This is a genomic window from Streptomyces sp. NPDC055099 (genome assembly GCF_053607685.1).
The window spans coordinates 20,565-38,769 of record NZ_JBSGUA010000013.1 but is presented as its reverse complement, the minus strand read 5'-3'; the positions used below and the strand labels follow the sequence as shown (position 1 = coordinate 38,769).

The following is an 18,205-nucleotide window of genomic DNA, read 5'->3' as shown; positions in this document are numbered from 1 at the left end:
GCCTCTCGTACAACCCTTCGGCCCCTTGGATCGTCTACGGCACCGTTCGGCACAGTTCCAAGGAGAGAACCTCATGCCCCTGCCCTTCCGCACCGTCGTTGCCGCTGCGGCCGTCACCACGCTGACCGGTGGCCTGCTCGCCGTTGGTCCGGTGGCGCCCGCGACCGCTGCTCCTGCCAAGCTCGCCGATGACTTCAACGGTGACGGGCATCGGGACATCGCCGTCGGCGCGCCGTACAAGACCGTCAATGGGGCGGAGGCCGCCGGTGAGGTGGTCGTGGCTCTGGGGGCGGCCGACGGCCTGACGACACAGAAGGTCGCGCTGACCCAGAGCTCTGCGGGAGTGCCGGGCACGCCGGAAGACAGTGATCATTTCGGGATCTCGATGGCCAGCGGTGACCTGGACGGCGACGGATACGCGGACCTCGTCGTGGGCGCCGACGGCGAGGACGTGGACACCTACGAGGGCCAGGGCAGCGTCACCATCCTGTGGGGCGGCGACAAACCGTTCACCAGCAGCACCACGACCACCGTGCAGAACCCGCAGCAGCACCAGGCCCACGGCTACGACGTCGCGGTGGGGGACTTCACCGGCGGCAGCGGCGCGGACCTCGCGGTGATCGAGCCGGGCGCGATCGCCGTATACAAGGGCGGCCTCGCCCGGGACAGCAAGCCCATGCCTTCGTACAACCTGGCGGTCCCGGGTGCGGGTCTGCGGTACACGGAGGCTGCCGTGGGCGACGTCAACGGGGACGGCAAGGACGACCTCGCCGTGACCGGCGACGCAGGGACCGGACGCCCGGGCACTGACATCTTCACGGGCCAGGAGGGCAGTCCCAACCGGATTCAGCGCGTGTACGACGGCGACACCGCCGTCGCTCTCGGCGACATCAACGGTGACGGCTTCGACGACATGGCCACCTCCCTCACCTGGCCCCAGTTCTTCTCCGTCGACGACCCCAGCGACGGCTCGGGCTACGTCACCGTCCGCTACGGCAGCCGAACGGGCTTCGGCGACCCGGTGACCCTGCACCAGGACAGCACCGGGGTGCCCGGTGCCAACGAGGACGGCGACAACTGGGGTGCCTCGGTGGACATCGGTGACATCACCGGTGACGGCAAGGCCGAACTGGTCGTGGGCGCCAACGGCGAGCAGCTCGGAGACCTGGACAACGCCGGCGACGTCACCGTGTTCCGCGGCTCGGCTTCGGGTGTCGCGCAGTCCGCAGTGGTGCGCATATCCCAGGACACCACGGGTGTCCCGGGCGCCGCCGAGGCCGGGGACCTCTTCGGTGCACAGGTGCGGATCGCCGACTACGACAACAACGGCAAGGGCGACCTGGCGGTGACAGCCTCCTTCGAGAATGACCGCAGCGGTGGCCTGTGGACCTTGCCGGGCACGTCGTCCGGCCTCACCGGCTCTGGCTCCAAGTCCCTCAGCTCGGCCGACTTCGGCCTCGCCAAGGGCTCGCGGTTCGGTGAGAGGCTGCACGACTGAGTTGAGTGGCCCGCCATGGGCCCCCGCCGGGTCCGGGGTCCGGGGCGTACGGGTGACCGGGTGGGGGCGCGACGCGGGCGTGGCTTTGGCGGCGCCTGGCAGGACCAGGCTGCCCTTGACCGTGTCCTTGCCCCCTCCCGGCCGCCACCCCGCGCACAGGCACCAAGCCAGCCTTTTCCCGTGGCCGGGCGGCGGAGCCCCGGACGCTCCACCGGAGTGTCCACGCCGGGTGGGGAGCAAGTACGCGCGGTCCAAAGTGTGCCGATGCAGCCCTCTCCGCAACCGCGCATACCGGCGAGTGAACTGAGGCCCGGCCGTCACTGGTATCTCGCCGCGGTCGGGGTCGCCGTCGTGCTGTTCGTGCTGGGCGTGAGCGTCGGCGTGTACCGGTTCGCCAAGGCGATCGACGCCGTGGACCATGGCGATCCCTACGCCAACGGGGACACCATCACCCTGCGGCTCGCGCCGGAGAGCCAGAAAACGATCTGGGTGAAGTATCCGGGACCCTCGCCTGGTCCGGAGTGCGACATCACCGGTCCCGGCACCCCGCGTCTCACCGAGCCGGGAGCCGATGTGTTCCTCACCCGGGAGGAGACCTGGACGCCGCTCTCCACCATCGAGGTGTCGCAGGCCGGCGACCACGCGATCACCTGCTCGTCCCACGCGCTGTCCCGGTACGCCCTCGGGGAGGCCGGAGGCCTCGCTGCGTTGGCGGGCTGGCTGGTACTGGCCATGGCCCTCCCTGCCCTGGGGATCGGTGTCGGCGCTGCCATCATCCTGGCCACTGCCGTGCGCCGCAGGCGGCATCGCAGGCGGCTGATCACCGAATGCTATGGCTGCGATGGCGATCAGGCCCCGCACCTTGATCTGTTCGCTGGTGCCGGTCCGGACGCGCGTTGAACGCCCGCGCGGCGCACCGCCGTTGTGTGCCGCTGTGCCGCTGTGCTCCTGGGCCGCGTGCACCAGGCATCCAGCATCGTCATCCGTGAGATCGTGACCGCCCGCGGCCTCAAGTGACGGCGGGCCACCCGCGAGGATGCAGCGCCCATGGGGGCAGCATCAAGGAGGCATCGCCCAACAAGGCAGCGCCAAGGAGGCAGCCCCACATGAGCACCACCCCCCGCACCACCGTCACCAGCGAGGCCGATGACATTCGCGGTTTCTGGACCGGGCTCGGCCTGCCCGGGCTGATCGACGTGCACACCCACTTCATGCCCGAACGGGTTCTGCGCAAGGTCTGGGACTATTTCGACACCGGTGGTGCCCTGATCGGCGGCCGTCCCTGGCCCATCACCTACCGGCGGGAAGAGGCGGAGCGCGCGGCCCTGCTGCGCGACTTCGGTGTGCGGGCCTTCACCTCCATGCTCTACCCCCACAAACCCGGCATGGCGCGGTGGCTGAACAACTGGGCGGTCGAATTCGCAGACGCCACTCCTCACTGCCTGCACACCGCCACCCTCTACCCCGAACCCGACACCGGCACCTACGTCCGCGAGGCCCTCGAAGCCGGCGTACGGATCTTCAAGGCGCACATCCAGGTGGGCGCGTACGATCCGGCCGACGAACGGCTTCAGACGGCGTGGGGGCTGCTGGCTGAGGCCGGGATTCCTGTGGTGATGCATTGCGGTTCGGGGCCCGCACCCGGCAAGTACACCGGCCCGGAGCCCGTGGCCCGGGTCCTGGCCCGTCACCCCAGACTGCGCCTGATCGTGGCGCACATGGGCATGCCTGAGTACGAGGAGTTCCTCGACCTCGCCGACCGCTACGAGCAGGTACGCCTCGACACCACGATGACGTTCACCGACTTCACCGACAGCTTCATGCCCTTCCCCCGCGAGGCCCTTCCCCGCCTCGCCGACCTTGGTGACCGCATTCTGCTCGGGACTGACTTCCCCAACATTCCCTACCCCTACCTCCATCAACTCCAGGCGCTGGAACGGCTGGGACTGGGGCGCGACTGGCTGCGGGCCGTGTGTCACGACAACGCGGCAGACCTGTTCGGCCTCTGACGTCGGCGCGGGCGCTCCACGTCGGCCTATTTATCGCTCCGCGGACGACCGGCTTTGCCAGAGGTCTTGACAACTCGATTGGTCTGGACCAGCTTTGCGCACAGTAGCGGTGGCCACCGGCTCTCACCTTCGTCCTTCGCTTCTCCCCTGGAGGCATTCCGTGGACCGTGTACGTAAGGGCAGAGCTGGCGTTCGCCAGAGAATCGGCGCGGCGATCGCCGTCGGTGCCGCTGCCGCGCTCGCCGTCACCGCGCTCGCCGCGCCTGCGCAATCGGCGGACGCCACGGCGGCGGAGGCCAAGGCCGCGGACGTCAACGTGGCCAAGAACGCCGGGTTCGAGTCGGACCTGAGCAACTGGACGTGCACTGCGAACAGCGGCGCCGTCGTCACCTCGCCCGTGCACGGCGGCGCCAAGGCGCTCAAGGCCACCCCGGCCGGCCAGAGCAACGCCGAGTGTTCCCAGATCGTGACGGTCAAGCCCAACTCCACGTACAAGCTGAGCAGTTGGGTGCAGGGCAGCTACGCCTATCTGGGTGCCCGCGGCACAGGCACCACCGACGTGTCGACCTGGACGCCGGGCAACACCTCCTGGCAGCAGCTCTCCACCAGCTTCACCACCGGCGCGAACACCACGTCGGTCACCGTCTACACCCACGGCTGGTACGGACAGAGCGCGTACTACGTGGATGACGTGAGCGTCCTTGGACCTGACGGGGGCGGCGGCACCGACCCGGTGGAGATACCGGCGGTTCCGGCGGGCCTCAAGGCGGGCACGACGACGTCCACGTCGGTGGACCTGTCCTGGACCCCGGTGTCAACGGCCACCGGATACACCGTCTACCGCGACGGCATCAAGGTCGCCTCGCCCGGCGGCGCCTCCACCACGGTCACCGGGCTCACTCCGGAGACCACCTACAACTTCCAGGTGAGCGCCACGAACGCGGCGGGGGAGTCCGCGAAGTCGACATCGGTGTCCGTACGGACCCCCAAGGGCGGCGGCGGAGACGGTGGCACCGTGCCCAAGCACGCACTGACCGGCTACTGGCAGAACTTCGACAACGGCGCGACCGTGCAGAAGCTGCGGGACGTGTCCTCGCAGTACGACATCATCGCGGTCTCCTTCGCCGACGCCACCACCACACCAGGGCAGATCACCTTCAACCTGGACCCGGCCGTCGGCTACGCCTCCACCGCCGACTTCAAGGCGGACATCGCCGCGAAGAAGGCCGCCGGCAAGTCCGTGATCCTCTCGGTCGGCGGCGAGAAGGGCACCATCTCCGTCAACAGCGACGCCTCCGCGACCGCGTTCGCCAACAGCGCCTACGCGCTGATGCAGGAGTACGGGTTCAACGGCGTCGACATCGACCTGGAGAACGGCCTCAACCCCACCTACATGACGAAGGCGCTGCGCCAGCTCTCGGCGAAGGCGGGCCCGAACATGGTGCTCACGATGGCACCGCAGACCATCGACATGCAGTCCACGTCGGGCGGCTACTTCCAGACGGCGCTGAACGTGAAGGACATCCTCACGGTCGTCAACATGCAGTACTACAACAGCGGTTCGATGCTCGGGTGTGACGGCAAGGTCTACAGCCAGGGCAGCGTGGACTTCCTGACCGCGCTCGCCTGCATCCAACTGGAGGGCGGTCTCGATCCCTCGCAGGTCGGGATCGGCGTCCCGGCGTCGACGCGCGGCGCGGGCAGCGGATATGTGGCCCCCTCGGTCGTGAACAACGCCCTGGACTGCCTGACCCGCGGCACCGGCTGCGGCTCCTTCAAGCCGTCGAAGACCTACCCGTCGCTGCGCGGCGCCATGACGTGGTCCACGAACTGGGACGCGACAGCGGGCAACGCATGGTCGAACGCGGTCGGCCCGAAGGTGCACAGCCTTCCCTGACGCACGACCCGGCGGGTCGGAGGGACCACCCCCGGCCCGCCCCCGACCACACCGCCCTCCCGCCGTGCGCGATCCCGGCTGACCTCAACCGCCGAGACTGCCAACGTTCCCTCTCGACTCTGTGCCGCGTGCCTGGCCGGGTGAGGGATGGGCACCTTGGAGGCATGGGATTTCAGCTGCGCAATGGTGCGCACGGCTACGGGCTAATCACGAAGGCGCTGCACTGGGCGATATTCGTGGCCATGGCCGCGCAGTTCGCAGTGGGGTATCTGCTTGACGCCGACGACAGCGGGCATGGGCGGGGTCGAGGGCGTGGGCGGGGCGGGGACTCGGGGAAGGGACGAGGCCGTGGGCGGGGGCGGCGAGGACGGTTACGGCCCCTTCGGCGATGACACGCTGCTCACCGTCCATGTGGTGCTGGGGGGCGCGATACTGGTCCTCGGCCTGGCCCGGCTCGTATGGCGGTTGGCCACACCCCTCCCACCGTGGGCGCCCGCCTTGACCCCACTGGAGCGACGCCTGGCACACGGCACCGAGACGGTCTTGTATGCGGCCACCTTCGCCATCCCGCTCACCGGCATCGCGTTGCTGCTCTCCGGTGACGACCTGCTCGTCGCCCACATCGTGGCGCACCTCGTCTTCTTCGCCGCGTTGGCGCTGCACGTCGGGTTGGTGCTCAAACACCAACTGATCGATCGCGGCCACTTGCTGCGCCGCATGGCATGAAGCCAACGCACTTATCTGCGCCGCGTCGGCGGGATCAGGGCAATCTGGTACGAAGACCTGACCGTGCTGTCACGGCTGATGAGTGAGGTCGTCGGAGCGTCCGGCCCTGATCCGGGGCCACTGGGAGATGGGGCGTCCATTGCGGCGGAAGGGCTGCTCTGGGGGTGCGTCCTGGTCGCGCGGGTAGCCGGGAGGCGAGTCCTCCCACTGTTCCTGGCGTCCGTACGCGGTGAGGTCCATAAGGGCGTAGCTGGTGTCCATGACCTCCACGCCGCGCAGCGTCGTCCAATACGTCTCGTAGACGCGGTCACCGTCGCGCAGGTAGCAGACCAGGTGCATCCTGCCGACCTGGCGGCCGACCAGGAGTTCGTCTAGGGAAGGGAGCGCCGAGTACCACGGCACCTGCCAACCCATGAAGTCCCGGTAGCGGCGGCTTTCCTCATAGGGGCCCTGGCAGAAGACCGCGTAGGTGATGTCGCGGGAGTGGAGGTAGGACAGTTCCTGCACCTGGGCCGTGACCCAGGTGCAGCCCTCGCACTGCCCGGCGGCGTCGTGGCCGTCGTGCCACATGAAGTAGTACGCGATGAGCTGCCTGCGTCCTTCGAACGCGTCGAGCAGGGTGACCGGCCCGTTCGGCCCGGTCAAGGCGAGGTCGGCGGCCACCTCGACCATGGGCAGCCGGCGCCGGGCTGCGGCGATCGCGTCGCCTTCGCGGGTGTGTGCTTTCTCGCGCAGTCGCAGTTCGTCGAGTCCGGACTGGAAGGTGGCCCGGTCGACGACCGGTGGCAGCGCCGATGTGCGCTGGACATCCCTGTCCAGGTCCGCCGACTTCTCGGGTCGCTCGTGTGCTTTGTGCTCGGTCACGGTCGTCTCCCATCGTCGTACGCCATCTGCTGGCACCGGTCGTTTCGTGTCAGCCGGCGGCTTCCGGGGTGTCGGGGCCGGTCTGTTCGGCCAGCTCCTTGATCCGCAGCAGGCGTGTGTCCCAGGACTGACCGATTCGGTCCAGTTCCCGTGCCAGAGCGCCGAGCTGGGCGCCGATGGCGAGGTGAACCACTTCGCGCCCACGCTGCTCGGACTCCACGAGCCCCACCTCGCGCAGCACCTCCAGGTGCTTGCCGATCGCTTGGCGGCTCACCGGCAGGACCTTGGCCAGCGCGGACGCCGACATCGGGCCCTCGCCGAGCCGGGTGAGTATCGCCCAGCGCGTCGGATCCCCCAGGGCGGCGCACACGACGTGGAGGGAGGCGCTCACCGGGTCGCCGACGGGGCCGACGCGGACTTCTCGACGAACACCTTCGCAGCCGCCAACTCGATGATCCACCCCTCGTCGTTGCCCTCGCGTTCCTTCAGCCACGCGGCGGCGTCGTCGGCGAGGCTGGAGAACCCGCTTTCGACGACGCGCAGCGTCACCCCTCCACCGGACCGCTCGTCGATCCAGAACTCGACCAGTGTCGAGGGCGTCGACTCATCCCGCGACGGGGTGCCGATCCACCGGAACGAGGCATAGCGCGGCTTGTCCAGCGTCACCGTACGGAACCGGAACTCTCCCAGTGTCGGGTGGCGCAGCACGGCGACGTCACCCTCGTGCCGCAGGTCGGGGTCGCCGTCGACCGTGCCGTCGTTGATGTACCAGCCGGGACGTGCGATCAATTCCCACACGCGCTCTGCGGGGGCGTCGATGTCGATCTGCCGACTGATCCGGTCGAGCTCGGCGAGTTCGGTGTCGGTACGGGTCGTGTCGCTCATGGCTCGCTCCTCAGGGTTGCCAAATACTGACCTGCAACACAACGATTGCACATGAGGCGCCGACCTGCAACCGGTGGATTGCATATCGGTGCCCGGTGGCGAGCGGGCCCGGCACCTCATCGGCCAGGTGCAGCGCACGAGCGGAGGCGGCTGGGCGCTGGCCTGGTCATGCGGCACCGCCGCGCGATGGGGGAGGTAGGACTCCCTGCTGGAAACAGGAACACAACCAGCCCCTCGCGGGCTGAGCGAACCGTCCGCACGGCGGGCAGCCGGGCACTCGCTTTACCGAAGATCACCCGTAGGGCGGCCCCGGCCGGACCTCACGTCGCGTCGGCGAACGTTTGGCGAGCCCACTCCCGGACCGTGACGCCGGGCCGCCCGAGAACGGTCTGAACGTCGTCGCGGACCACGTTCTGGAACTTCATGTTGCCGGCGACCGCCTGACGTATCGTCTGCACGGCGCTTTGCATGTACAGGCCTTCCGCGGCAGAAGGGATCTTTGCCACGCTGTCGGCCAGGTCGTCGGGTCCCATCGAGGTGTAGGTGATCTCCCGGCCCAGCACGTCGGTGAGGATGTCGGCGATCTGCGGGCCCGTCAGCACTTCCGTGCTCAGCCAGTAGTCGGCGCCGCCGTGCTGCGAGGGCCCTTCACGCAAGACCTCGGCGGCGACGGCAGCGATGTCGGCGGTGTGGACGTAGCCCTGCGGTGCCTCCTGCCACCAGCCGGTCAGCGTGCTGGTCTCGCGGATGGGGGCCGCCCATGCGTCGCCGTAGATGACGTTGGGGTGCAGGTGCGTCCACGCGATGCCGCTCGCCTTGATGTAGGTCTCGATGAGTTGATGCCACGAGAAGTGCGGGATGTCGTCGTCTCCCGAGTTGAAGACGCCGAGGTGCACGAGGTGGGACACGTCGGCGGTGACGGCGGCGTCGATCAGCCTCTTGCTCTGATGCAGCATGTCCGCGGTGTAGCCCGTCAGCAGAAAGACCCGGCTCACGTCCTCCAGGGCCTGCGCGTAGTGCGCCGGATTGTCGAGATCGAGTACGACCGCGTCACGCCCCTCCGCACGCCACCGCTCCGCGACTTCGGGCCGACGCGTGGCCAGGCGCACCGCGAGATCGCCGTCGTTCGCGTCGAGTTCCCGGACGATCTGCGATCCGACCTGGCCGGTTGCCCCGATGATCAGGACTGTCTCCATCGCTGTTTCCCTTCGAATGCGGTCTGAGGGCGCCGCCCGGCCCGGGTGCACCGGTCGTGAGCTTCCTGGGGGATCCAGAGCCTTCCGGCGTCGTCGTCGGCCGCCCACGGCGTGCGGCGCGGGCCGGCAGTGGCGGGCCGCCGCGCGGTCCGTCTGACGTAGAGTCTTAACGGAATGCGTTCCGCTTAGACGTTAAGTGGAACGCATTCCGGAAAGCAAGCGGAGACGACCGAAGGATGCCTCACATGTCCGCCACCCCCCGCCGGACCAGGAGTGACGCGCTGCAGAACCGCGAGCGCCTGCTGGAGGTCGCCGCACGCGTCTTCGCGGAGAAGGGCATGGACACCGCGCCGGCCGCGATCGCCAAGGAGGCGGGCGTCGGTGTCGGCACCCTTTACCGGCACTTCCCGACCCGGGAAACCCTCCTCATCGCCGCCCATCACCGCCAGCTCTCTCTCGTGTGCGAGACGGCAGCCGACCTTGTGTCCCGGCACACGGCGGCCGAGGCCACCCGGGCGTGGCTGGAACACTTCCTCGACTACGCCATGGCCAGCAGCGACATGTGCACGGCCCTCAACGCGGCCATCGCCTCCGAGGCCGACCCGTTCGCCCACGCCCACGCGCTCCTGAGCGGCGCCGTCACCACCCTCCTCGACGCGGGTGCCCGGGACGGCACCCTGCGCTCCGACATCGCGCCCGGTGATGCCCTGCTCCTCGTGGGTGGTATCGCCACCGCGGCGCAGTGTGCCACCAGAGAACAGGTCCACCGCCTCATCGGACTCCTTATGGATGCCCTGTCAGGCCCTCGACCGTGACCTGGTCCGGCGCTGCCCTCACAGGTCGAACACCAGTCGGCGAACCGCGGATTAGCAGGGCCCCTGAACCCGATGTCAGAGGTCATGGTTCAAGCAACCGATGGCGCCCGCTGCCATATCTCGCACTGCCTGCGTTTGTGGGACAAGCCTTCGAGGCCGGCGTCAGAGTGATCGGCGGTGCGGCCCCGCACCGCCGATCGCCGTGCTGCTGTCGCTGAGGCCGGTCTACGACGCGGGGTTGGTCTTCATGGTCTTGTGGATCCAGCCGACGTAGGCGGGTGCGTTGGTGTAAAGGCCGGGGCCTTGTGAGCAAGGGACATCGGGGGCGCCGGGCCCTGAAGTGACGCCGATCAACTCCCAGCGTCCGTTCCGGTCCTTCTGGATCTGGGGTCCGCCGGAGTCCCCGAAGCATGCCATGGCCCTGGGTACGGTGCTGATCGTGCACAGCCGGGTCCGGTCGGCGTACCCGGGCGCGCACTCCGATTTGGCGCCCCTGCGGGCGTTCAGCTCCTGCAGCCGGTCGGGAAACGCGAATTCGGTGTCCACGGTCGTGCCGAAGCCCAGGATGCGGGTCGGCGTGCCGGGCTGTGAAGCTCGCTTGGCAATCTTGATGGGCTGGCCGGCGACAGGGCGGTCGAGGCGGATCAGCGCGATGTCGTTGATGTTGGCGGCCTTGTTGTCGCCGTTCACATAGCGGGGGTGGACGAAGAATCGGTCGATCTTGCGGACGGTGCCGCCGGATTTGCGGTGTTCGCTGCCCAGCCGCACGACGCCCTCCAGTTCGAGGCCCTCACCCTTGACGCAGTGGGCGGCCGTAAGCACCCACTGCTTGTCGATCAGTGATGCCCCGCAGTTCCCGTCGAGCAGACCGGCATCGGGAGCCGACATCGGAACGGTCGCCATGAAGGGGTAGCTCTGGGTGGAGTCCGATCCGTTGACGATGGCTGTGGCGCTGCCTGCCATGAGGGTGGCGCAGGCCGCGGCGGCGAGAGCGCCGGCGGCGGCGGCGCGGGCAACACGGCGGTGCGGTGGCTTGAAGCTGAACACAGAGGTTTCCCTTTTTCCTGGGTGGATCTGTACGTACTCAGCCTCGTGACACGGGGCCCGCCGGACCATCCGGGCAACTGGTCGCTCGAAGGTGGGGCCAGCCCCCGCCCTGTACTGGGGGAAGTCGCGAAACCCATTCCTGACGGGCACCACCGAATTCGTCGTGGCCGGACTGCTGCCCGGGCGCGGCCGACTGTCAGTGCACGTTGCTACGTTCCAGCCGTTCGCAAATCACTCGTGCAGAGGAGTATCACATTGGGATCTCAACTCAACCCGTGCCTCGCCTTCAATGGGGATGCGCGGCAGGCGATCGAGTTCTATCGGGATGTCCTCGGCGGCCAGCTGGACATGGGCACTTACGCCGAGTACGGCTCCCCGGACGTGCCTCACCCTGACAAGATCATGCACGCCACGCTCCGCACTCCAGACGGTTTCACGCTGATGGCATGGGACGTTCGGGAAGACATGCCCCACACCCCGGGCAACAACGTCGCGGTCTTCCTCAACGGCGACGACGCCAAACTCCGCGACTACTTCGAGAGGCTGTGCGCCGGCGGCACCGTGACGCTGCCCCTGGAGAAGCAGTCCTGGGGTGATGAGGCCGGATCGCTCGTTGATCAGTTCGGGATCACCTGGATGGTCAACATCACTCAGCAGCCCAGCTAGATCAAGGGCAGCATCCACGTCCGAGTCCGGGAACACGATGGCCACGGTCCTCGCATCGATGATCCCTCACCTGTCGCGGCAGTCGGCCGCACCGCGGAAGACGTACGCCGTCATCAGAGCCGTGATCGGCACTGGCCCCAGACGGGCCGTCAACTCCTCGATCACGGTGGCTCGGACGGCTGGCCCGCCGCCGCGTTCCTCGACGGCCGCACGCAGCGGCGTCCCGGCGAGGAAACCGGTGGCGATGTCAGCGACCGACGCTGCCCGGCCCTCCAGGGTCAGCTCCTGTTCTTCTTCGACAGTGAACCCGGCGGACGCCAGGTCGTCGGCCACGACAGCGGAGTCGGCGTAGCCGTGGGGGACCGATGGGAGGAACTGCGGCGGGTCACCCGGAAAGGCCCGCTCCAGCCCGGCCTGCAGCACCGCTCCGAAGCCATGCGTGCTGAGGGGACGAGGTATTGCTCGTAGACCGCCGGCATGGACTCGGACCACCGCCGGTCGGCGTCGATTCCGGTCACCTTCCCAACGTAGCGCCACCTGGGGATGCCCCTCCAGCGCCTGCGCATGTCCGTACCTGTGCTTCCGCCGATCCACCCGGCCGCCCAGGAGAAGCAGAAGCCGCTGTCGTCACGCGTCCCGCCGGTCGAGCTCAGTCTGTCGGTGTCGGTGTAGGCGTGGTGCAGGCGTCGGCAATGGCCTGTGTGTCCCAGTAGAACGGACGGACCTCGGTGATCCGCCCGCTGGTGATTCTGATGGCTTGCAGGATCGGGAAGCTGAGTTCACGGCCGGTCGCACGGGCGCGCGCACGAACCTGTGTGAGCACCACCGCGGTCTCGCCGGTGGCAAGGAACTTCTGGTCCACCATGTCGAACGACTCCCAGACCTGTCCCATTTGGAGGAAGAACTGCGTCATGCCGTCGTGCCCACGCCACATGCCGCCATAGGGCAGGGCATCTGCTTGATGCAGTTCGACATCCGGCGCGAAGAAGGGGGCGAGCAGGTCGAATGATGCCTCGCCAGGGCCTCCGGCAGCGAGGTACTTCCCCTCGGCCGCGTACATGCCCGTGAGGAGTGCCAGTGAGTCCGTAGTAGATGACGTCGTCATGCCGCCAGCATGGCCAGCGTAGGCGGCCCTTGCTGGCGGCAATCAGACGTCGTTGTGTAACGCGGTCCTCGTCTTCCGCGACAGGACCTGGTAGGGCCGGGCCCGACGGTACAGGCAAAATGGGGCACCGAACCGGGGGCGACTCCAGTCCCTCCCAGAAGGGTCAGCTGCCGGTGGTGCCGAGGTCGTCGTTGCGGCCGGCGGCCAGCCGGGACCACTGGGCTGCGGGGCGCCCGTCAACGCGCCAGACGCCGCGGTCACCGGCCTCCCATGGCTGGGGCCAGCCGGCGGGTGAGTCCTCCCAGGTCTCCTGTCGTCCGTAGACGGTCCGGTCCATCAGCCCGTGGCTGGGCGACATGGCCTCGTAGCCGCGGATGGTGGTCCAGTAGGTCTCAAACACCCGGTCGCCGTCGCGCAGATAGCAGGAGAGCAGGAAGAACGGTCGGCCGGCCAGGAGTTCGTCGGCGCATTCGCGCACCGAATACCAGGGCACGTCCCAGCCCATGAAGTCGCGGTAGCGCACGCTCTCGGCGTAGGGGCCCTGGCAGAAGGTGGCGTAGGTGATGTCGCGGGAGTGCAGGTAGGACAGTTCGCGGACTTGGCCGTTGAAGAACGTGCAGCCTTCGCACTGTTCGGCGGCGCTCTGCCCGTCGTGCCACATGTGGAAGTAGGCGATCAGCTGCCGACGGCCCTCGAACACCTCGAGCAGCGGCACCGGTCCCTCCGGGCCGGTGAGCGAGATCGAGGCGTCGACCTCGGTCATCGGCAGCCGCCTGCGGGCCGCTGCGATCGCGTCCCCTTCACGGGTGTGTGCCTTCTCGCGGTTACGCAGCTTGTCGATCTCTGCCTGCCAGGTGGCGCGGTCGGCCAGCGCGGGCCGCGCCAGGGCTGTCTCGTGGTCCGTCGCGCTGTTCGTCGGGCGGGTGGTCGCACTGTTGGTCGCGTCAAGCGTCATCGTCGTCTCCAGTGTCAGTCGGGACGTGGGTGGATCAGCTCGTGCGGGGTGAACTCGTGAACTGGGCGATTGCGGTCAGGTTGTGGCTGTGGCTGTGGCTGTGGCCGCGGCGGCGTTCGGCGTCAGGGCCAGGAGCTGTTTGCTGTGGCCGGGCAGCTCGTTTTCTGCCAGGCCGGTGAACAGATTCCTCAGCGGCACCATCTGGTCGACCAGAACCGTGTCGTTGGACAGGAGCAGTGTGGGCACCAGCGTGTCGAGTTCGGCGTCGCTCAACATCTCACCCAGGGCGCAGAGGAGTTCTGCTTGGACGCGGATGCGCTCCCGGAGGCCCATGTTGCCGCCGGCATGAGTGATGGCGCGCGCGATGGTCCAAGTGTCCTGTGCGATGCGGTTCTCGAAAGTCGTGTGTGCGCCCGCGGAGATGGTGGCGGCGGTGGCGCTGGTAAGGGCGTTGACGATGGTGACATGCGCGAGGATCTGGTCGGCGTTCCATTCGCCGGGCGGTGGAGTCTTGCGGGTGGGGGAGTCGGCCACCGTGGCGGCGGCCTCCAGCAGCGCGTCGTAGGCCCTGCGGAGCGGGAGGGTGTCCATGAACGTGCCCTTCGCGTACGGGGGGTGGTGCCGGTCGGAGTAGGTGGGGTGGGGTCTTGGAACGCCCCTGGCTACCGCCCTGCCGGGCGGTAGCCAGGGGCGTGGTGAGCGCGTCGGTGCTTGTATCGGTTCCTGGGGGCGCGGGAGCTCGTACGCTCGTACGCCGTTCATCCCGGGTCGAGTGTGGCCGCCCGGCCGGCGGCCTGGGCGACACGCGTGATCTTGGCCAGGCGGCGATGCCGATCAGTGGTGAGCGCGGCTATCCAGCGGGCCGTGGTGTCCGGTGCCTGGGGTGATCGGGAGCCCCTCGGCAAGTGTGGGCGCGGTGGCCTGACCACGCTCGGGCATCAGGTCCGGCAGCTCACGGCGGTTCGGGTTGGCCGGCGCGGCCGGGACACATGGGCGTTGATCACGGATCACGTTGCGGCGGTTGTCGTCCGAGGTTGGCTGTGTGCCGAACCCGCTCAGGATCTCGCGCTCGATGCGGGGGATCGGTCATTTGAGGGGCTCCTTCACTGCCGCCCTATGTGCAACTCAAAGGTTGCACAAGGTGAGGCCTTATGCAACCCCGGGGTTGCACAACCGCGATGCTGGGCGATCACGCCCACTCGAGCTTGGACCGACGGCACGCGGCCGTCGATGGGAGAGGCGCAGGCGCGAGCATCCAGGACGGCCGGCCGACAGCCCTCGCCCGGTCAACACCAAATCCGGTCGCACAGCCGCCCGTCCGGCCGGGTAGCCGCTACGCTCCGAATGTCAACCGGAATCACCATCCGTGAATCCACAGCCGGGAGGACGGCATGAGCGACCAGCCGTGGACCACCGAGGAACTCGCCGACCTCGACGAGACGATCACCGCTGCGCGAGAGACCGGCAACGAGGAACTCGCCTCCTACTGGCAGGGCATCCGCGACGGCAAGACACCCACGACCGACTGGGAGACGCTGCGTGTCGACCTATACGCCAAACACGGCATCGACGTCAGTGGCTCAGCGGCATAATCAGGCGCCATGGCGCCCCAGCACCGCAAGGCCGGAGCCCGCATCGTCCTCGGCCCCACCGCGGTCCAGCAGGCAGCACGCTTCAACCCGGCCGAGGAGATCGCCGTCGACCGGGCTCTTGCCGTGATCGCCGCAGATCCGACCGTCGGCACCATCCGCCCTAGGATCGAGCAAGGTGGGCCGATGTGGGAGTACCGGGCCCCGGGCACCGAAGTACGGATCGTCTACACCTTGACCATTCGACGGACGATCGTCACTGTCGCCTACTTCGAAGTGTGAGGCAGCCGTGACCGACTGGACCCCGCCTCCGCCTGGCGACGCCCGCGAGCAACTTCCTGACAGTATCCTCGCATTGATCGACGTGCGGCCGTACACGTCCACCGCATGCGAGACCGCGCAGGCTCTCACCGCGGCGGCCTCGCTCCACCCCGAACATGCCGCGGACCTCGCTGGCTGGTCAGACCGCATGCACACCCGCTGCCGCTGCAATCACAAGTTCACCGGCAGGCTCTGCGACTGCAGCTGCCACTCCTGACGCCCGTAATACGTCTCCAAGAGCCCCTGCCCCGCGTATCCGGGAGACGTCGGTGACCACGCGGCCGTGACCACGCTGCCGTGACCATACGGCCGTGACTCATGCGGGCATCAAGGCGGAAAATACCGGCATGATCCAGCCCAGAATCCGTGTCGCCGCCTACGTGATCCGCCAGGGGGATGCTCCAGAGCTGTTGGTCTTCGACCACGTCGACGAGCCAGAAGCGGGAACTCAGATCCCCGCCGGCGGTGTTCAACCGGGGGAGGGCCTGGAAGAAGCGGTTATCCGAGAGACGTCCGAGGAAACCGGCCTGCAGACCGTTCGTGTCGTCGGGCAGTTTGTGGTCGAGGACAAACCCCACCCAGAAACGGGGCACCCGCGGCGCACCACCTACTTTCATCTCCAGGCCCCCGCGGACACCCCCCACACATGGGACCACCGCGTACACGGCGCCGACAGTGACGCCGGCATGGCTTTCTCCTGCCGTTTCGTCCCGCTCCCGCTGCAGTTCCCCTTGGCGGATGACCAGGACATGTGGCTGGACCGCATCAACAGTGACTGGAGAACACGTACCAGGCCAGCGAGCCACGCCTGCGCCCGAGAGCCAGACTCGGCAGGCGGGCCGGCAACTCAAGCTGAGGACCGCTTGTAGACATCTCCCGGTCGTGGGGCGAGCGGCAGCTCGGCGAGAACTTGCCAGCCGTCGGATGAGAGGGCGACCACGTGCACGGCGGACACCGCGGTGGTGATCGGCAGGCGGCCGGTGACGTGACGCGTGATGTCGGCGGCGGTTTGGTCAGTCGCGTCCAACGACACGGTGACGTGCACCGGCGGATCGTCCCCGAACTGGCCCCCGTAAGGCACCTGTTCCGGGAACGCGGCTCGAACGGCGGTGGCCATCGCACGCAATTCGGGGACCGGGACACCGACGAACGCCTCGGTTCGCTCGACCTCGGTCAGCCGCAGGGGAATCCGGCCGACGTCCGGCGCGGCCCCCACCAGTACGGCCCGCAACCGCTCCACATCATTGGGGCCGATCATCTCGGCGGGCAGCCACGGGTAGAGCAGCGTCGCGTGCGCGGGCACACCGGGCCGCACCACTCGCGGGTCCACCTGGACGGCCAGCTCCAAGAGCGGTTCGGCGTCCGGCAGTAGTACCAGTACCGCTGTCGTTCCCGGCATGGGCATCGCCGCCCTCACCCCACCTTCTGCATCGAGTCCGGCCGGTCGCTGAGGAGCAGTGTGTACGACATGACGGAGCTCTGTCACTGCGCGACCGGTCCAGGCCGTTGCCCTCAGGCGGAAGGCGCCGTCCGTCCGGCCTGGGGCCTACCCGGGCAGATCACGGCAAGGACCGTTGCCTGGTGGTGGGAACACCAGGCTCAGCACACTCTCCGGTAACTCCGGGGTGTGCTGACAGCCTGGGCAGCATGAACCAACGCATTACCTTGATCACAGGAGCCACGCAGGGCCTGGGCCGCGGCATCGCCCTCGACCTGGCGGCCCGCGGCCAGACCGTCTTGTTGCACGGCCGCGACCGGGCCCGCCTGGACGCTGTCGCGGCCGAGGTACGGACTGCCGCACCGGATGCGGCCGTGCGCACTTACCTGGCTGACCTGGCCGATCTCGACCAGGTACACGCGCTCGCGGCTCGAATACGTGCTGCCGAGCCACGGCTCGACGGGCTGGTGAACAACGCCGTCGTCGGCGGTGGCCCCGACCCGCACGTACGGCAGTTCAGCCGGCAGGGGCACGAACTGCGCTTCGCGGTCAACCACCTCGCCCCCTACGCTCTCGCCCGCGACCTGCTCCCGTTGCTGAGCGAATCAACGCCGGCCCGCGTGGTGAACGTGGCCTCGATCGGACAGGAGGCCATCGATTTTGACGACGTCATGCTGGAGCAGAGCTATGAAGGGCTGAGCGCGTATTGCAAGAGCAAGCTCGCCCTGATCATGGCCACCTTCGAGTTGGCCGCGGAACTGGACGGCACCGGTGTCACCGTCAACGCGCTCCACCCCGCTCACTTGATGGACACCAGCGGCGTCCGTGCCTACGGCCTGACCCCTGTGACCACGGTCGAAGAGGGTGTGCGGCCAGCGGTGCGACTGCTCATCGATCCGGACCTGGAAAAGACCACCGGCCGCTACTTCAATCAGTTCACCGATGCACAGGCGCACGAGCAGGCATACGACACCGAGGCCCGGAAGCGATTGATGGCGTTGACCCAGACCCTCTGCGGCGGCTCATGATTTGAGCCCCAGCCGGTCGCCGACACGGGGGACGGAAACACCGGGTAGTTCGTCAGGAGCGGCAGCGAGCCCGCGCGCGTATGCCCTCAACTCCCGGTCTACGCATAACAGTTGATGCTCTGCCGCTATCGCCGAATGGTATCGGTGCGGATAAGCCCCGCCTTCC

At 68.2% G+C, this 18,205-nt stretch carries 21 protein-coding genes; 11 read left to right on the top strand and 10 right to left on the bottom strand.

Annotation, left to right across the window (positions count from 1 at the left end):
- Positions 1 to 73 precede the first annotated feature (73 nt).
- From ACWFRU_RS28480 to ACWFRU_RS28460, 5 genes are all read left to right on the top strand, one after another.
- Positions 74 to 1,498, top strand: a complete 1,425-nt coding sequence (locus tag ACWFRU_RS28480; RefSeq protein WP_453690990.1) for an FG-GAP repeat protein — start codon at positions 74 to 76, stop codon at positions 1,496 to 1,498.
- Between the two features lie 264 nt (positions 1,499 to 1,762).
- The gene (locus tag ACWFRU_RS28475) at positions 1,763 to 2,398 is read left to right on the top strand and encodes a hypothetical protein (RefSeq protein WP_453690989.1); all 636 of its coding nucleotides are present in this window, start codon (positions 1,763 to 1,765) and stop codon (positions 2,396 to 2,398) included.
- Between the two features lie 206 nt (positions 2,399 to 2,604).
- The gene (locus ACWFRU_RS28470; RefSeq protein WP_453690988.1) at positions 2,605 to 3,507 is read left to right on the top strand and encodes an amidohydrolase family protein; all 903 of its coding nucleotides are present in this window, start codon (positions 2,605 to 2,607) and stop codon (positions 3,505 to 3,507) included.
- A 160-nt stretch (positions 3,508 to 3,667) separates the two neighbouring features.
- Positions 3,668 to 5,404, top strand: coding sequence for a chitinase (locus ACWFRU_RS28465; RefSeq protein ID WP_453690987.1), 1,737 nt, complete (start codon positions 3,668 to 3,670; stop codon positions 5,402 to 5,404).
- Positions 5,405 to 5,677: 273 nt separating this feature from the next.
- Positions 5,678 to 6,130, top strand: a complete 453-nt coding sequence (locus tag ACWFRU_RS28460; RefSeq protein ID WP_453690986.1) for a cytochrome b — start codon at positions 5,678 to 5,680, stop codon at positions 6,128 to 6,130.
- A 69-nt stretch (positions 6,131 to 6,199) separates the two neighbouring features.
- Here the strand turns inward: ACWFRU_RS28460 and ACWFRU_RS28455 are convergent, their stop codons facing one another.
- From ACWFRU_RS28455 to ACWFRU_RS28440, 4 genes are all read right to left on the bottom strand, one after another.
- Entirely contained in the window at positions 6,200 to 6,949 is a 750-nt protein-coding gene (locus tag ACWFRU_RS28455) for a DUF899 family protein (RefSeq protein WP_453691184.1), read from the bottom strand.
- Positions 6,950 to 7,043: 94 nt separating this feature from the next.
- Positions 7,044 to 7,385: an ArsR/SmtB family transcription factor gene (locus tag ACWFRU_RS28450; RefSeq protein ID WP_453690985.1), complete on the bottom strand. Its 342-nt coding sequence runs from the start codon at positions 7,383 to 7,385 to the stop codon at positions 7,044 to 7,046.
- Positions 7,382 to 7,879, bottom strand: a complete 498-nt coding sequence (locus ACWFRU_RS28445) for an ATPase (protein ID WP_453690984.1) — start codon at positions 7,877 to 7,879, stop codon at positions 7,382 to 7,384. Before ACWFRU_RS28445 ends, ACWFRU_RS28450 begins: the two co-directional genes overlap by 4 nt.
- A gap of 320 nt (positions 7,880 to 8,199) precedes the next feature.
- On the bottom strand, positions 8,200 to 9,075 hold the full coding sequence (locus ACWFRU_RS28440) for an NmrA family NAD(P)-binding protein (protein WP_453690983.1): 876 nt from the start codon (positions 9,073 to 9,075) through the stop codon (positions 8,200 to 8,202).
- Positions 9,076 to 9,320: 245 nt separating this feature from the next.
- Here ACWFRU_RS28440 and ACWFRU_RS28435 point away from each other — a divergent pair, with 245 nt between their 5' ends.
- The gene (locus ACWFRU_RS28435; RefSeq protein ID WP_453690982.1) at positions 9,321 to 9,890 is read left to right on the top strand and encodes a TetR/AcrR family transcriptional regulator; all 570 of its coding nucleotides are present in this window, start codon (positions 9,321 to 9,323) and stop codon (positions 9,888 to 9,890) included.
- Between the two features lie 225 nt (positions 9,891 to 10,115).
- On the opposite strand, the gene ACWFRU_RS28430 is transcribed toward ACWFRU_RS28435, so the two are convergent.
- Entirely contained in the window at positions 10,116 to 10,937 is an 822-nt protein-coding gene (locus ACWFRU_RS28430) for a S1 family peptidase (protein WP_453690981.1), read from the bottom strand.
- A gap of 255 nt (positions 10,938 to 11,192) precedes the next feature.
- Here ACWFRU_RS28430 and ACWFRU_RS28425 point away from each other — a divergent pair, with 255 nt between their 5' ends.
- Positions 11,193 to 11,603 (top strand): VOC family protein, encoded by a 411-nt coding sequence (locus ACWFRU_RS28425; RefSeq protein WP_453690980.1) that lies wholly within the window; start codon positions 11,193 to 11,195, stop codon positions 11,601 to 11,603.
- A 66-nt stretch (positions 11,604 to 11,669) separates the two neighbouring features.
- On the opposite strand, the gene ACWFRU_RS28420 is transcribed toward ACWFRU_RS28425, so the two are convergent.
- From ACWFRU_RS28420 to ACWFRU_RS28405, 4 genes are all read right to left on the bottom strand, one after another.
- Complete coding sequence (locus ACWFRU_RS28420) at positions 11,670 to 12,026, bottom strand: hypothetical protein (protein WP_453690979.1); 357 nt, start codon at positions 12,024 to 12,026, stop codon at positions 11,670 to 11,672.
- A gap of 226 nt (positions 12,027 to 12,252) precedes the next feature.
- Positions 12,253 to 12,708: a nuclear transport factor 2 family protein gene (locus ACWFRU_RS28415; RefSeq protein ID WP_453690978.1), complete on the bottom strand. Its 456-nt coding sequence runs from the start codon at positions 12,706 to 12,708 to the stop codon at positions 12,253 to 12,255.
- A 163-nt stretch (positions 12,709 to 12,871) separates the two neighbouring features.
- A complete protein-coding gene (locus tag ACWFRU_RS28410) occupies positions 12,872 to 13,663 on the bottom strand; it encodes a DUF899 family protein (protein WP_453690977.1) in 792 nt (263 codons plus the stop codon).
- A 75-nt stretch (positions 13,664 to 13,738) separates the two neighbouring features.
- Complete coding sequence (locus tag ACWFRU_RS28405; RefSeq protein ID WP_453690976.1) at positions 13,739 to 14,254, bottom strand: DinB family protein; 516 nt, start codon at positions 14,252 to 14,254, stop codon at positions 13,739 to 13,741.
- Positions 14,255 to 15,054: 800 nt separating this feature from the next.
- Between ACWFRU_RS28405 and ACWFRU_RS28400 the strand changes: the two genes are divergently transcribed.
- The 3 genes from ACWFRU_RS28400 to ACWFRU_RS28390 all read left to right on the top strand — a co-directional run bounded on the left by ACWFRU_RS28400 (position 15,055) and on the right by ACWFRU_RS28390 (position 16,442).
- Positions 15,055 to 15,255, top strand: a complete 201-nt coding sequence (locus ACWFRU_RS28400; RefSeq protein ID WP_453690975.1) for a hypothetical protein — start codon at positions 15,055 to 15,057, stop codon at positions 15,253 to 15,255.
- A gap of 9 nt (positions 15,256 to 15,264) precedes the next feature.
- On the top strand, positions 15,265 to 15,534 hold the full coding sequence (locus ACWFRU_RS28395; RefSeq protein WP_453690974.1) for a hypothetical protein: 270 nt from the start codon (positions 15,265 to 15,267) through the stop codon (positions 15,532 to 15,534).
- A 386-nt stretch (positions 15,535 to 15,920) separates the two neighbouring features.
- Positions 15,921 to 16,442 (top strand): NUDIX hydrolase, encoded by a 522-nt coding sequence (locus tag ACWFRU_RS28390; protein ID WP_453691183.1) that lies wholly within the window; start codon positions 15,921 to 15,923, stop codon positions 16,440 to 16,442.
- Here the strand turns inward: ACWFRU_RS28390 and ACWFRU_RS28385 are convergent.
- Positions 16,421 to 16,978, bottom strand: a complete 558-nt coding sequence (locus ACWFRU_RS28385) for a 2'-5' RNA ligase family protein (RefSeq protein ID WP_453690973.1) — start codon at positions 16,976 to 16,978, stop codon at positions 16,421 to 16,423. The genes ACWFRU_RS28390 and ACWFRU_RS28385 overlap by 22 nt on opposite strands.
- A gap of 242 nt (positions 16,979 to 17,220) precedes the next feature.
- Between ACWFRU_RS28385 and ACWFRU_RS28380 the strand changes: the two genes are divergently transcribed.
- The gene (locus tag ACWFRU_RS28380; RefSeq protein WP_453690972.1) at positions 17,221 to 18,039 is read left to right on the top strand and encodes an SDR family NAD(P)-dependent oxidoreductase; all 819 of its coding nucleotides are present in this window, start codon (positions 17,221 to 17,223) and stop codon (positions 18,037 to 18,039) included.
- Positions 18,040 to 18,205: the final 166 nt, after the last annotated feature.

What these genes read in the sequence shown, in the direction of transcription:
- ACWFRU_RS28480 (WP_453690990.1), top strand. Translation starts at nt 74, where the DNA reads ATGCCCCTGCCCTTCCGCACCGTCGTTGCCGCTGCGGCCGTCACCACG.
- ACWFRU_RS28475 (WP_453690989.1), top strand. Translation starts at nt 1,763, where the DNA reads ATGCAGCCCTCTCCGCAACCGCGCATACCGGCGAGTGAACTGAGGCCC.
- ACWFRU_RS28470 (WP_453690988.1), top strand. Translation starts at nt 2,605, where the DNA reads ATGAGCACCACCCCCCGCACCACCGTCACCAGCGAGGCCGATGACATT.
- ACWFRU_RS28445 (WP_453690984.1), bottom strand. Translation starts at nt 7,879, where the DNA reads ATGAGCGACACGACCCGTACCGACACCGAACTCGCCGAGCTCGACCGG.
- ACWFRU_RS28440 (WP_453690983.1), bottom strand. Translation starts at nt 9,075, where the DNA reads ATGGAGACAGTCCTGATCATCGGGGCAACCGGCCAGGTCGGATCGCAG.
- ACWFRU_RS28435 (WP_453690982.1), top strand. Translation starts at nt 9,321, where the DNA reads ATGTCCGCCACCCCCCGCCGGACCAGGAGTGACGCGCTGCAGAACCGC.
- ACWFRU_RS28415 (WP_453690978.1), bottom strand. Translation starts at nt 12,708, where the DNA reads ATGACGACGTCATCTACTACGGACTCACTGGCACTCCTCACGGGCATG.
- ACWFRU_RS28410 (WP_453690977.1), bottom strand. Translation starts at nt 13,663, where the DNA reads ATGACGCTTGACGCGACCAACAGTGCGACCACCCGCCCGACGAACAGC.
- ACWFRU_RS28405 (WP_453690976.1), bottom strand. Translation starts at nt 14,254, where the DNA reads ATGGACACCCTCCCGCTCCGCAGGGCCTACGACGCGCTGCTGGAGGCC.
- ACWFRU_RS28400 (WP_453690975.1), top strand. Translation starts at nt 15,055, where the DNA reads ATGAGCGACCAGCCGTGGACCACCGAGGAACTCGCCGACCTCGACGAG.
- ACWFRU_RS28395 (WP_453690974.1), top strand. Translation starts at nt 15,265, where the DNA reads ATGGCGCCCCAGCACCGCAAGGCCGGAGCCCGCATCGTCCTCGGCCCC.
- ACWFRU_RS28390 (WP_453691183.1), top strand. Translation starts at nt 15,921, where the DNA reads ATGATCCAGCCCAGAATCCGTGTCGCCGCCTACGTGATCCGCCAGGGG.
- ACWFRU_RS28385 (WP_453690973.1), bottom strand. Translation starts at nt 16,978, where the DNA reads ATGCCCATGCCGGGAACGACAGCGGTACTGGTACTACTGCCGGACGCC.
- ACWFRU_RS28380 (WP_453690972.1), top strand. Translation starts at nt 17,221, where the DNA reads ATGAACCAACGCATTACCTTGATCACAGGAGCCACGCAGGGCCTGGGC.